Here is a 13,819-nt window from a genome sequence, read left to right on the forward strand (position 1 = left end):
CCTAACCAATAACTTAATAACCCAATAACTACTTACTCGTATACGTCGCTATCGGGATGATCATCTCTTCTAACGAGATCCCCCCATGCTGGAAAGTCTCATTATAAAAATTAACAAAGTGGTTGTAATTGTTAGGGTAAACAAAATAGTTATCAACCTTGGCAAATACAAAACTCGAGCTCAGGTGCAGCCTTGGCAGCATGGCATCGTGCGGATTGCGGATATAAAATACCTCTTTGGCATTATAGTTAAGGTTTTTGCCTTGTTTATAGCGCAAGTTGGTATTGGTATTACGGTCGCCAATAATTTTGCTGGCATTTTTAACGCGGATGGTACCATGATCTGTAGTGATAATGACCTTAACCTTCTTCTGCGATAAAAATTTAAGCAGGTCAAACAGTGGCGAGTGCTCAAACCACGATAACGTTAATGAGCGGTAGGCCGCATCATCGCTGGCCAGTTCGCGTATCATCTGCATATCGGTACGGGCATGGCTCAGCATATCCACAAAGTTGTAAACCACAATGTTCAGGTCGTTCTTCATCAGGTTACTTACCGACTCGTTCAACGCCCTGCCCTCATCAATATTGAGTATTTTGGTGTACGAGTGTCTACAATCCTTACGTAAAACCCGTTTAATATGGTCGGTTAAAAACTCCGATTCGTGCAGGTTTTTTCCGCCTTCGTCTTCGTCGTTCTGCCACATATCCGGGTAACGTTTTTCCATATCCAATGGCATCAGTCCGCTAAATATGGCATTACGGGCGTATTGCGTTGCAGTGGGTAAAATGGAGTAATAGGTATCCTCTTCCTCCAAGCGGAAATACTCAGAAATTATCGGGTGAATAATGCGGTACTGATCGTACCGTAAATTATCGATCAATATAAAAAAAACAGGTACATTACTCTCCAACTGCGGAAACACCTTCTTTTTAAACAACTGCGTTGATGTGGTAGGCGCCTTATCCGGGTTCTTTAACCAGTCGAGGTAGTTTTTTTCGATAAATTTAGAGAACTGCACATTAGCCTCGGCTTTTTGCAGGGTCAATATCTGGTGCATACCATTGTCCTGTAGTTTTTCGAGTTCCAGCTCCCAGTATATCAGCTTTTTATAAACATCAACCCATTCCTGGTAGCTCAGGTTTTCGTTCAGGGTCATGCCCAGTGTCCTAAAATCCTGCTGGTAGGCCATGGTGGTTTTTTCGGTCACCAGGCGTTTGTTTTCGGTAAACTTTTTAATGGTGAGTAAAATCTGTTTGGGATTAACCGGCTTGATCAGGTAATCGTCGATCTTCGAACCTATGGCATCTTCCATCAGGTACTCTTCCTCATTTTTGGTAATGAGCACAATGGGCACATCGGCATTAATGTTTTTTATTTCCGACAGGGTTTCCAGTCCGGTAAGGCCGGGCATGTTCTCATCCAAAAAAACCAGGTCGAAATACTTGTTTTTAAATAGTTCAACAGCATCATTACCGTTAGTTACGGTTTCTACCTTATAACCTTTGTCGGTTAAAAAAAGAATATGTGGTTTAAGCAGATCAATTTCATCATCGGCCCATAATATAGTAGTATCTTGCATCGTAAATTGTGTTATAAGGTATTAACCGATAAACTTAGCTTTTGTTACCGACAATTATCCGTATTAACATAAATTAACTAAAATAAAATATAGATAGTTTACGGTAATTTAACATTTTTGTAGCTCAAATTAAACATTGAATAAAAAGAAGATCATTAACGACCCGGTTTACGGGTTTATCAGTATCCCTTCGGGACTGATATTTGACCTGATACAACACCCGTATTTTCAGCGCCTGCGTTATATCAAACAGTTGGGGATGACACACCTGGTTTATCCCGGCGCACTACATACCCGCTTTCATCACGCCTTAGGCGCCATGAACCTGATGGCCATGGCCATCGAAACGCTTTGCAGCAAAGGTACCTTTATCAGCGACGAAGAGCAGGAAGCCGTAACCATAGCCATTTTACTGCACGATATCGGCCACGGGCCGTTCTCGCACGCTTTGGAGCAAACCATCGTTGAGGGCATATCGCACGAAGACATTTCTGAGCTGCTGATGGACCGGCTGAACGATGAGTTTAATGGCCGGCTGAGCATGGCTATCGATATTTTTAATGACAGCTATCCCAAAAAATTCCTTCACCAACTGGTATCGAGCCAGCTGGATATGGACCGCATGGATTACCTGATGCGTGATAGCTTTTTTACCGGAGTAAGTGAAGGCGTGATCAGTTTCGACCGGATCATTAAAATGCTCGATGTGGTTGATGACTATATCGTGGTTGAAGAAAAAGGTATTTATTCGATAGAAAAGTTTTTGGTGGCCCGCCGGCTGATGTACTGGCAGGTTTACCTGCATAAAACCGTAATGGCTGCCGAGCTTTTGCTGGCCAAGATACTGGAACGCGCGCGCGAGCTGTCGCTTTTGGGCGAAGAATTATTTGCCACGCCTGCGTTAAATCACTTTTTAACCAATAACATCAGCATAAAATCGTTTATTAATAGTAACGATCATTTAGATATCTTTGCCAGTCTTGATGATACCGATATTATGTCGGCCATTAAAGTGTGGACGAAGCACGATGATTTTATATTGTCGGCCCTGTGCCAAAGTCTAAGCAAGCGCAATTTGTATCATGTTGAAATTACCAATACGCCGCCCACAGCCGAAAGGGTTAATGAGCTGGTTGAACAGGTTATGGAAAAATATGATATTAACGAAGACGAAGCATCGTATTTTGTTTTTACCGATGCCATAACCAATAAGGCGTACCGGGTTGGCGATGGCAGTATACGCATATTGATGAAGGATGGAACCGTGCAGGATATCACAACAGCCAGCGATAACTCAAATTTGGAGGTATTAGCCAAAACTGTAAAAAAATATATTTTGTGTAATATAAAAGGTTTATGATTAATTGTAATAAGCCCGGATTTATTATAATTTGCTGCTTTAATTTTAACGTTTAAATTTGTCCGATGCAATTTACCGCACAAGAAATTAGTTTGCTGCTTGAGGGCGACGTTGAGGGGAACCCCAATGTGGTGGTAAATCAGCTTGCAAAGATAGAAGAAGCCGAAAACGGCTCATTATCCTTCCTGGCAAACCCAAAATACGAGCAGTATTTATATACCACAAACGCGTCGGTAGTTATTGTAAACAAGGATCTTGTGTTAACAGATTCGGTTAAATCAACCCTCGTTCGGGTTGATAATGCGTATAGCGCGTTTACCGTATTACTCGAAAAATATAATACCATAAAATTAAATAAGTCGGGCATTGAGCAGCCAAGCTATATACACCCTTCGGCTAAAATTGGCAAAAATGCCTACATAGGTGCATTTGCTTACATAGGCCCCAATGTGGTTATTGGCGATAATTGCAGGATATTTCCGAACACTTATATTGCTGATGATGTAAAGATCGGCGATAACGCTACCTTTTATGCCGGTGTAAAAATTTACTTTGATTGCCATATCGGTAACAACGTAATGATCCACTCGGGCGCGGTTATTGGTGGCGATGGTTTTGGCTTTGCGCCTAACCCGGATGGCACTTACAATAAAGTTAGCCAGATAGGCAACGTGATATTAGAAGATAACGTTGAAGTTGGCGCCAATACCACTATCGACAGGGCTACTTTAGGCTCAACCATTATCCGCAAAGGTGTAAAACTGGATAACCTGATCCAGATAGCTCACAATGTTGAGATAGGCAGTAACACCGTAGTTGCCGCGCAAACCGGCATATCAGGCAGCTCAAAAGTGGGCGAAAACTCCATTATTGGCGGCCAGGTGGGCATTGTGGGTCATATTAGTTTAGCTAAAGGCACACAGGTGCAGGCAAAATCGGGCATAAGCCGCAACATTGACGAAGAGAACCGCAAATGGGCAGGCGCACCGGCTACTTATTACCAGGACCATATGCGAAGCCAGGTAGTATTGGCACGCTTACCCGAATTAGAGAAAAAAATAAACGAATTGGAACGCATCATTGCCGAACTGCGCAAAGAGGCTCACTAATTAAAATACTTGTAAGCGCATTATATGAACGCAAAGCAGAGAACGATGATGTCCGAAGTTACGGTTTCGGGCACGGGATTACATACAGGCGAAAGCGTAACCATGACTTTCAGGCCTGCGCCCGAAAACCACGGTTACAAATTCAGGCGGGTAGACCTGCCGGGGCAACCCATTATTGATGCGGATGTTGACAATGTAACCGATACTTCGCGCGGTACCACAATTTCACAAAACGGGGCCAGCGTAAGCACTATAGAGCACGTACTGGCGGCTTTGGTGGGACTGGAAATAGATAACGTGCTGATTGACCTTGACGGACCCGAAACCCCGATAATGGATGGCAGCTCGATACAGTTTGTTGATGCCATACTGGAAGCCGGTTTTATGGAGCAGGATGCCGACCGCGAATATTACCACATTACCGATAACATCCATTACTCGGAGCCCGACCGTAAGGTTGAAATGGTGGCCATGCCTTTGGATGATTACCGTTTTACCTGCATGGTTGATTATAATTCGCCGGTGCTGGGCAGCCAGCATGCCAGTATCTCAACCATATCCGAGTTTAAAAAAGAGATAGCCTCAAGCCGTACCTTTTGCTTTTTGCACGAACTGGAAATGCTGCTAAAGCACGACCTGATTAAAGGCGGCGATCTAAACAATGCCATTGTAGTAGTTGATAAGCACGTTAACAAAGGCGAGCTTGACCACCTGGCCAAACTGTTTAACCGTAAAGATATTGATGTTGCCCCACAAGGCATTTTAAATAATATCGAATTACGTCACCAAAACGAACCTGCCCGCCATAAGCTGTTAGATATGATTGGCGACCTGGCTTTGGTTGGCGTACCTATCAAGGGCCATATCATGGCAGCAAGGCCGGGCCACGCGGCTAACGTTGCCTTCGCTAAAAAGATCAAAGCCATTATTAAAAAAGAGCGCAGCCGCAAGCATTTTAAAGTGTACGATCCGAACGCTAAACCCGTTTATGATACCGTACAAATTATGAACATGCTGCCACACCGCTGGCCGTTTTTAATGGTTGATAAGATATTGGAGCTATCAAAAACGCACGTAGTTGGTTTGAAGAACGTTACCATGAACGAAGATCTGTTTATGGGGCACTTCCCCGGCTCGCCGATATTTCCGGGTGTGCTGCAAATAGAGGCCATGGTACAAACCGGCGGTATACTGGTATTGAATACCGTACCCGATCCGGAAAATTACCTTACCCTGTTTTTGAAAATTGAAAACGCCCGCTTTAAAAGCAAAGTAGTGCCGGGCGATACGTTGATATTTTATTGTAACTTGCTCGAACCGATCCGCCGTGGCATAGCTAAAATGCGTGGTGTGGGTATGGTAGGCGAGCGTATTGTTGTTGAAGCCGAATTAATGGCGCAAATTGTAAAAGTAAAAGGTTTAGAAGCATGATCCAACCGTTAGCATACATACATCCACAGGCCAAAATAGCCGATAACGTGGTTATTGAACCATTTGTAACCATTGATAAGGATGTTGTTATAGGGCAGGGTACATGGATAGGCCCCAACGTTTGTATCATGAATGGTGCACGCATAGGCAAAAACTGCCGCATATTTCCGGGAGCCGTTATCTCGGGCATACCGCAGGACCTGAAATTTGCGGGTGAAGACACCACCGTTGAAATTGGCGATAACACCACCATCCGCGAATGCGTAACCATCAACCGGGGGACCAAGGACCGTTGGAAAACCGTTATAGGCAACAACTGCTTAATTATGGCCTATTGCCACGTAGCGCACGATTGCGTGGTAGGTAACAACTGTATCTTTAGCAATAACACTACTTTGGCCGGCCACGTTACTATTGGCGATTATGTGGTGCTGGCAGGTATGGTGGCCATACACCAGTTTGTACAGGTAGGCTCGCATGCGTTTGTAACCGGTGGTTCGCTGGTGCGCAAGGATGTGCCGCCGTATGTAAAGGCTGCCCGCGAACCGCTATCATACGTAGGTATCAACTCGGTTGGTTTGCGCCGCCGCGGATATTCGTCTGAACAGATCAACGAGATACAGGATATTTACCGTACCATCTTTGTTAAAAAACATAACTTTAGTAACGCCCTCGATATTATTGAAGCCGAACGCCAGCCCACCGAGATCCGCGATGAGATACTGGATTTTATCCGTAATTCAAACCGGGGCATTATGAAGGGGTTCGGTAATCCGTAGTGTAGTTACTGGTTATTAAGTTATTGGTTATTAGGCTACTTTTCTCCAATAACTTAATAACTCAATAACCTAATAACTAAATATGCAGATATCCCTCGAAAACATTGGCCGCCGTTTTAACCGCGAATGGATATTCAGGGATGTAAACTACACCTTTCAAAATAATACTGCTTACGCTATACTGGGGCCTAACGGGTCGGGCAAATCAACTTTGCTGCAGGTTTTAAATGGGAGCCTTACCCCATCAACCGGCAAACTGAGCTATCAACTGAACGGGCAGCCGGTAGAGGTTGAATCTGTTTACCAGCACTTAAGCCTTGCCGCGCCCTACATGGAGCTGATCGAAGATTTTACGCTTGTAGAAATGATCGATTTTCATTTCCAATTTAAAACCTTCCGCGATGGATTGGATACCAATGCCGTGATCGACTTGCTGAACATGCAGGCCAGTAAAGCTAAAATGATCAAATACTTTTCGTCGGGTATGAAGCAGCGTACCAAGCTGGCATTGGCTTTTTGTGCCGATACCCCGATGCTGATGCTGGACGAGCCCACATCGAACCTTGATGCACAGGGTGTGGACTGGTATTTAAGTTTGGTTGAACGCTTCGCTAAAAACCGCCTCACCATTATCTGCTCCAACCAGCCCAACGAATACGGTTTTTGCAGCGAAATGATCAACATTACCGATTATAAGTGAGTGGTGAATGGTTAGTGGAACACCGACAGAAAGGTGCGTTAGCGAATGCAGCGGATACCGGCCCTGTGGCTAAAGCCTGTGCAGTATGGCGTAAAGCGCGGCCGGAGGCAACTCCCCAATAATTTAATAACTGGTCCAGAATAATACAGCCAATATCAATTAGAATAATTAAACCCCGCCTTATCTCCTATTGAACAATCGTTTATATCCAGCTTGTAACTTTCAATCCAAGTGGCTAAGTTTGCGGTTCAAAATTTTTCAGTAAAATAGTTTATGTCTAAAGCGTCAGAAATAAAAAATGGCAGTATACTTCGCTTCAACGGCGAACTGATACAGGTAGAAGAAATTATTCACCGCACACCGGGTAACCTGCGTGCTTTTTATCAGGCCCGTATGCGCAATATTCGCAGTGGCAAACTGGTTGAATACCGTTTCCGTACCGACGAGGATGTTGAGATTGCCCGTGTTGAAACCAACAATTACCAATATCTGTACGACGAGGGCGAAAACCTGGTGGTAATGGATAATAACACTTACGACCAGTTTAGTGTGCCGAAATCATTATTTGGCGCTGCAGTAAAGTTTTTAAAAGAAGGCACAAACGTGATCGTAGCTTTTGAAAGCGAAGAGCCTATTATGGGCCAGATGCCAAACTCGGCCGATCTGGAAGTTACTTATACCGAACCGGCTGTTAAAGGCGATACCTCAAGCGGCGCCATGAAAAAAGCTACCGTTGAAACCGGTGCCGAAATAAACGTACCTCTGTTTATTAACTTAGGCGATGTGGTTAAGATTGATACCGCAAGCGGTGCCTATGTTGAGCGTGTGAAGAAATAAGGACATTGAATATCTTATTGAAAGCTCTCCGGTTTCGGGGGGCTTTTTTTGTACCCTAAATCCTGGCGCAAGTATGTCGGGTGGGGTGATGCGATGGCTACTTGTGCCTTATACGGTAGGATTAATTTGCCAGCTATTTGCCACTTATATAATCATGAATTATCTTTATTAAATATGAGTACCAAGTACAAGTTTCACGATCAGGATAAACTTTACTTCATTAGCTTTTCGGTTGTTTACTGGATAGACCTCTTTACTCGCAACGAGTACAAACAAATCATGCTGAATAGCTGGCATCATTGTCGTGCCAATAAAGGATTAGAAATTTATGCTTATTGCATCATGACCAATCATATCCATATGATCGTTGGTACAAACAATAATAAATTGGAAGATATTATACGCGACATGAAGCGACATACCTCCCAACAATTAAGGGCTGCAATTCAAAATAATTTACAGGAAAGCAGGCGCGAATGGATGTTAGATCTAATGAAACAAGCCGGGCAAGCCAATAGCAATAATATGAGTTTTCAACTATGGCAACAAGATAACCATCCTATTGAATTGCCCACGCACCATATACTACACCAAAAATTAGATTATATTCATAAAAACCCCGTAGAGGCTGGTTTTGTAGAAAAACCTGAATATTACCTATATAGCAGTGCCCCCAATTATTATGATCTGCCTGCATTGTTTGAGGTAACCTTAATCGAACCGATAGTAAATGTAGTAAGGCACAAGTAGCCTTTGCCCACATGCCAGCCCTACATACTTGCGCCAGATAAACGGATTTTGTTATATATTTATTAAACCAATCATGCCAACCAAACAACAACTCCGCAAAATCTACCTCGCCATGCGAATGGACCTGTCGCCAGCAGAATATGCCGCGGCGAACAATGGATTGCTGGCCGGTTTTCAACAAATTAGTTTCGATCATGTTCAATGTATCAGTATGTTTTTGCCGATGTTGGAAAGGCGCGAACCAGATACTTTCCTATTGATCGACTGGTTAAAGAAAGATCATCCTGCAATCAGATTAGCTTTTCCTAAAATCAATTTCGCGGCAAGCAGCATGACGCATTTTGCAGATGATGCCGAACTTGAAATAGATAGCAACGATTACGGCATACCCGAGCCGGTTAAAGGGAATTCTATTGATAACTCGGAAATCGATATGGTTATCGTTCCGCTGTTAGCTTTTGACGAGCGTGGTTACCGTGTAGGCTACGGCAAAGGTTTTTACGACAGGTTTATGGCACAGTGCAAACCTGAAACTCAATTTATTGGTCTGTCGTTTTTTGACCCGGTTGATGTGATAGAAGATATTGACCAGTACGATATTCCACTACATCAGGCTATCACGCCTATGCAGATCTTTAAATTTTAAATCGGAGATCATCTTCCGGCCAATGCGCCCCTTACAGGGGTATTATCTATAGCTCTCGAAAACCAGGCATTCCATTCGTCCTGCTTTGCATCGTTTTGCATGTGTAGGGTCTGGCGTTCGTAATCAGCGTTTATCTTTTGATACTTTGTATTAACCTGCTTAAATATAGCGGCAATTTCCTGCTGATAATTATCGGTATAATGTGCACGCTTAAATGCCTTATACAACTCTGCCCGTAACAGATAAGCTATATTATAATGCCCTTGTTCATGCCTCAAAACCTGTAACAGCATATCCTGGTCTTTTACCCAGTTTAACCTGATGAACGACTTATCCCGGTTAAATACAAGCTCTACATTAAAATCTACATTATAAACATTGTTGTGTTTTACCGCCTGGTAAGTGTACTGTACATCACAATTGGTGTAAGCAAGAGCCTGATCGCCCGCTGTGGGTGAGCCCTGAAAATCGCTGGCGGCAAGCCGATGATAATATTGTGCCGAAGCTAAAAAGGGAACTAAAAAGAATAAACATAAAATAACCCATTGCTTACCTCTCATCTTATTTATTGTGGTTTAATCATTAGTATTGACTAAACGATAAATCAATAGTTTATTGTATGAGGTAAAAAATTTAAGCAAAAAAATAGCGCCCCGGTTTTTCCGGAGCGCTATAATCAATAGTACTTCTTTGTTGTTAGTGATGACCGTGGCCATGATCGCCATGTCCGTGATCGTCATGTCCGTGATCACCGTGCCCGTTGTCGCCGTGCCACTCGGGTCCGCGGCCACCGTGTCTGCCGTTATCCCAATGCCCCCTGTTATCATTATTATAATGGCGGGTTTCTACGTTGCGATACTCTACATGGCGGTATACTACCGGGTGATAACGTTGTACATATACTGTTCTGCGCGAAGCAAAATAAGTATAGGGCCTATCGCCATAATAACGCACCGGTACATGGTGCAAACTGGCTATATTATACCCCGCATAAAAGCCAGGTAACGAAGCCGAGAACACCCAGTCTGGCCCATCGTTATAATAATAACCGCCGCGCTGGGCATCGTAATAACTATCTATCTCGGGGATGTAATAGTACCGGGTGTTATTTGCATAAGCTGCAGGTGCCCAAACAGGCGGTGTACCGATATGCACGGATAATGAAACCTGTGCCTTTGTTGTATTTACAGCTGCCAGCATTAAAAATGCCGATAGCATGGTTAGCGTTACTTTTTTCATGGTCGTATCTTGAATAATATACAACCATAAATCAACTTTAATGCCAATAGCAAAAATTGTATGTTTTTAACTACAACTTTTGATTATTTACTCGGCTTGCCTTGCTCCTTTTGCTGGCTTAGCATATTGAGGCTCATCATCTCTTTCATGGTGTGTTGCATCGAATCTGCTGAGCCATCCAAAAAGATCACATTACCTTTAGAGTTTTCTGAGAAATGCTTGATCGCTTCGGTCCACATGGTAAATAAAATTACCGAGGTATCCATATCGGCTTCCTGCATCTCTTTCGCTGCAACGCTCATACCCTTAGCTACTTCCTCGCGAAACAAGGCTATACCCTGGCCACGTAACTGTGCGGCCTGGCGCTCGGCCTCGGCGGCAATTTTAATGGCGTTACCCTCGGCTTCGGCAGCTTTTGTTTTGGTGATGAGCAGGGCCTGGCCTTCATTCTCGGCGGCGGCCTTCAGGTTGTTGGATGCCACTACCTGGCTCATCGATTTGAGGATCACCTCATCAAAGGTAATATCGTTCAATTGCAGGTCTTGCAGGTGATAGCCCCAGCTTTCTAAAATCTGGTCAATCTGTCCTTTAACGTGTTCAACTATGTCCCGCCGTAAGATCAGTACATCGGCCTGGCGTTTGGTGGCTACAAAGGCGCGGATAGACCCTTCAACGGTACGGATGAGCGCCTGCATCAGGTTACGCTCGTCAATAAATTTAAAGGCTACGTTCTTGATATTTTCCTCATCCTGGTTCAATACCGAATACAACAACATGGCCTTGAAGTATACGTTGGCCTGATCCACGGTTACGGCCTGAAACTCGAGCTCAACAGAGCGGTTTTGGATGGATATACGTGCGTATATCTGCTCAACAAGCGGTATCTTAAAGTTTAGTCCGGGGGTTAATATCCGGTTATACTTTCCAAAAATGGTAACTACCGCAATGGTACCCTGGCTAACGGTAACAAACGAACTTGAAAGGAGGATCAATAGAATGAATACAACGATTCCTAAAGCTATCATGGTGATTGAGGTTTATTTATACGAATGTATAAAATGATTCGCATATTTTGTTTGGTTCGTTTTTTGTTTAAAGAATAATGCTTACCGGTTGGTAATCAGTAAAAAACATTTAACCATGAACTTAAAACGAATATTTGGAGCCTTACTTACTTTATTAGGCATTGCCGGACTAATTTATGCAGGAGTTAGCGTGATACAGCACAGTTCGCAATATACGGCCATTACTGTGTTTGCTATTATAGGTGTGTTATTCTTTTTCTCGGGTATCAGCCTGGTTAGAACAACCAAGGACGAGGCGGAGTAATACCATCAATTACTGACCAGTTATTTTCCCATCATCGGCAATGGCCAAACCCGGCTCAGTAAAGTCGGCTTTGGTCAATGCCTGCATTCGTGCAACAACCTTGTTTAAACTGTCGCGCTGCAGGCCGTTTAAATGTGTTTGCTTAAGCGCGATGATCTGCCCGTTTAAAAACTCGCCCTTTTTATTGAGGTTAACTTTTAACAACGACGACAGACCGCAAACGCCATCCACACTCACACTTTTATACGTGCAAAAATTACCCAGGCTGTAAGCTATCAGCCGATTTTTGTATCTTTCCATACCCCGGTTAACATGCGGTCCGTTGCCAAGCACTACATCGGCGCCGGCATCTATCGCCGTATGCGCAAAGGCTCGTACATCGCCACGTTTTTGCCCCATAAACGATTCGCCTTTCAGCGGCACATGCTCATAAGCCGCACCTTCGGCACCGCCATGAAAGGACACGATCACGATATCGGCCTGCTTTTTCAGGTCGCTGATGATCTGGGCCTCATTTTTAAGATCGAGTATCGGCAGCGTATTGGCATTGGGCGCAAAGGCACAAAAACCGTAGGTAATACCCTTCAGTTTAAAAACAGTGGTTGGGTGACTTAGCAACCCGCCATAATTTATCCCGGCGCTATCTAAAGTTTTGGTGGTGCTCTCGCGCCCTTCTTCGCCAAAATCGCCGCTGTGGTTGTTGGCTAAACTAACTACATCAAAACCGGCATCTTTCAATACACCAACATAAGTTGTAGGCATCTTGAAAAAGTATGCTACCGCCAGGTTTTTTTTATACCGCGCAGGGGTACCTTTATCAAGCAGTGTGCCTTCCAAATTTCCAAAGGTGAGGTCGGCATTGCGCAGTTCGTTCAGTACTGTTTTAAAACTGTTTTTAGCGCTATCGGGAGGTAAAGTGTATTGGCTTGGGTACGATGTGCCCAGCATAATATCGCCAACAGCGGCAATAGAGATGGTATCGTGCGGCTTAGCTACGGGCCTGGCTACCGGTTTACATACCGGCGCTTTAGTTACCTGTTTTGTTTGCGGTGAGGCATCGTTACAGGCAGTAATGGTTAGCATCAAAAATGCGGCACAGGCCAAAAGAAATTTTTTCATCGGACAAAAAAAATCCCTTCAAAAAAAATTGAAGGGATCTGATCTATATTTTTTCAAAGATATTATTTCTTTTCGTTCTTCGCGGCGTCTTCTTTGGCTACCTCGTCTTTAAACGACTCAAGCAAACGGCCACCACGGAAAAAGTAATGGCTATAGTAATCGTCATCCAGGCTCGAAATTTTTACACCTTCTGACGAAGCATGTGCAAATTTACTGTTGCCTAAATAAATACCAACGTGCGAAATGTTGCGGCTGTGTATTTTAAAGAACACCAGGTCGCCTTCCTTCAGGTCGTCCTTTTTGATCGGGCTAACCATGCTGAAGATATCGCGTGAGTTACGTTGTATGGTTAAGTTAAATACTTTGCTGTACAATTCTTTGGTAAAGGCCGAGCAATCAATGCCATTACGCGATGTACCACCAAAACGGTAAGGGGTGCCTATCCAATCGTAAACAAATTGAAATAACTTAACATTTGAGGTAGTAGACAAGGCTACACCCATAATTTGTGAAAAGTAATCTTTTATTAGACTTTTATCCTGATCATCAGCAACCTTAGTTTCTGGATTTGGTACAGATTTTGTTTGGGCCTGAACCGCTACTGTTGTTATGCTTAAAAGCAATGCAAGGGCAATAGTAATTTTCTTCATTTAATGCGTGTTTGTTGTATTAGGGTTGCAACAAATTGTTTATTAAATTGACAACCAAAGGGCCATCAAACTGCTATTCTCTTAATAATTCCTACAATTATCAAGTTTCGAAGATAAAACTATTAATCAGCACTCCAAATAAAATGTGGAAAAACCCCAAACAATATTTGCTAACTCGCTTATTTTCAGCTTAAAAAATTTCTTAACAAGTGTCGCAAAAACCCTCCAGCACCGTACTAAAATAGGTACAAATGGAGCATTTTCTATACACGTCAACACATCAAAAAA

General features: G+C 43.4%; 15 protein-coding genes. 9 read left to right on the forward strand and 6 right to left on the reverse strand.

Annotated elements, in window-relative coordinates; genetic code table 11:
- Positions 1–28 precede the first annotated feature (28 nt).
- On the reverse strand, positions 29–1,582 hold the full coding sequence (gene porX, locus ACFGVR_RS04475) for a T9SS response regulator signal transducer PorX (protein WP_448701426.1): 1,554 nt from the start codon (positions 1,580–1,582) through the stop codon (positions 29–31).
- Between the two features lie 136 nt (positions 1,583–1,718).
- Between porX and ACFGVR_RS04480 the strand changes: the two genes are divergently transcribed.
- The 8 genes from ACFGVR_RS04480 (at position 1,719) to ACFGVR_RS04515 (ending at position 9,194) form a co-directional block, all read left to right on the forward strand.
- Entirely contained in the window at positions 1,719–2,942 is a 1,224-nt protein-coding gene (locus ACFGVR_RS04480) for an HD domain-containing protein (protein ID WP_448701427.1), read from the forward strand.
- Between the two features lie 65 nt (positions 2,943–3,007).
- Entirely contained in the window at positions 3,008–4,051 is a 1,044-nt protein-coding gene (lpxD, locus tag ACFGVR_RS04485; protein WP_448701428.1) for a UDP-3-O-(3-hydroxymyristoyl)glucosamine N-acyltransferase, read from the forward strand.
- A 24-nt stretch (positions 4,052–4,075) separates the two neighbouring features.
- Positions 4,076–5,482, forward strand: coding sequence for a bifunctional UDP-3-O-[3-hydroxymyristoyl] N-acetylglucosamine deacetylase/3-hydroxyacyl-ACP dehydratase (locus ACFGVR_RS04490; protein ID WP_448701429.1), 1,407 nt, complete (start codon positions 4,076–4,078; stop codon positions 5,480–5,482).
- Positions 5,479–6,261, forward strand: coding sequence for an acyl-ACP--UDP-N-acetylglucosamine O-acyltransferase (gene lpxA, locus ACFGVR_RS04495; RefSeq protein WP_448701430.1), 783 nt, complete (start codon positions 5,479–5,481; stop codon positions 6,259–6,261). Before ACFGVR_RS04490 ends, lpxA begins: the two co-directional genes overlap by 4 nt.
- Positions 6,262–6,343: 82 nt before the next feature.
- Positions 6,344–6,961, forward strand: a complete 618-nt coding sequence (locus ACFGVR_RS04500; RefSeq protein WP_448701431.1) for an ABC transporter ATP-binding protein — start codon at positions 6,344–6,346, stop codon at positions 6,959–6,961.
- 273 nt (positions 6,962–7,234) lie between these two features.
- Positions 7,235–7,798, forward strand: a complete 564-nt coding sequence (gene efp, locus ACFGVR_RS04505; protein WP_448701433.1) for an elongation factor P — start codon at positions 7,235–7,237, stop codon at positions 7,796–7,798.
- A gap of 174 nt (positions 7,799–7,972) precedes the next feature.
- The gene (locus ACFGVR_RS04510) at positions 7,973–8,548 is read left to right on the forward strand and encodes an REP-associated tyrosine transposase (RefSeq protein ID WP_448701434.1); all 576 of its coding nucleotides are present in this window, start codon (positions 7,973–7,975) and stop codon (positions 8,546–8,548) included.
- Between the two features lie 73 nt (positions 8,549–8,621).
- Positions 8,622–9,194, forward strand: coding sequence for a 5-formyltetrahydrofolate cyclo-ligase (locus ACFGVR_RS04515; protein ID WP_448701435.1), 573 nt, complete (start codon positions 8,622–8,624; stop codon positions 9,192–9,194).
- Positions 9,195–9,202: 8 nt separating this feature from the next.
- Here ACFGVR_RS04515 and ACFGVR_RS04520 read toward each other — a convergent pair whose 3' ends face one another.
- The 3 genes from ACFGVR_RS04520 to ACFGVR_RS04530 form a co-directional block, all read right to left on the reverse strand.
- The gene (locus ACFGVR_RS04520) at positions 9,203–9,754 is read right to left on the reverse strand and encodes a DUF922 domain-containing protein (RefSeq protein WP_448701436.1); all 552 of its coding nucleotides are present in this window, start codon (positions 9,752–9,754) and stop codon (positions 9,203–9,205) included.
- A 136-nt stretch (positions 9,755–9,890) separates the two neighbouring features.
- Positions 9,891–10,433: a hypothetical protein gene (locus ACFGVR_RS04525; RefSeq protein WP_448701437.1), complete on the reverse strand. Its 543-nt coding sequence runs from the start codon at positions 10,431–10,433 to the stop codon at positions 9,891–9,893.
- 83 nt (positions 10,434–10,516) lie between these two features.
- A complete protein-coding gene (locus tag ACFGVR_RS04530) occupies positions 10,517–11,458 on the reverse strand; it encodes an SPFH domain-containing protein (RefSeq protein ID WP_448701438.1) in 942 nt (313 codons plus the stop codon).
- A 115-nt stretch (positions 11,459–11,573) separates the two neighbouring features.
- Between ACFGVR_RS04530 and ACFGVR_RS04535 the strand changes: the two genes are divergently transcribed.
- A complete protein-coding gene (locus tag ACFGVR_RS04535; RefSeq protein WP_448701439.1) occupies positions 11,574–11,762 on the forward strand; it encodes a hypothetical protein in 189 nt (62 codons plus the stop codon).
- A gap of 9 nt (positions 11,763–11,771) precedes the next feature.
- On the opposite strand, the gene ACFGVR_RS04540 is transcribed toward ACFGVR_RS04535, so the two are convergent.
- Both ACFGVR_RS04540 and ACFGVR_RS04545 read right to left on the reverse strand, forming a co-directional pair.
- Entirely contained in the window at positions 11,772–12,881 is a 1,110-nt protein-coding gene (locus ACFGVR_RS04540) for a CapA family protein (RefSeq protein ID WP_448701440.1), read from the reverse strand.
- A gap of 62 nt (positions 12,882–12,943) precedes the next feature.
- Positions 12,944–13,531 (reverse strand): C40 family peptidase, encoded by a 588-nt coding sequence (locus ACFGVR_RS04545; RefSeq protein ID WP_448701441.1) that lies wholly within the window; start codon positions 13,529–13,531, stop codon positions 12,944–12,946.
- Between the last annotated feature and the right edge of the window lie 288 nt (positions 13,532–13,819).

It is taken from the genome of Mucilaginibacter aureus (assembly GCF_053514885.1).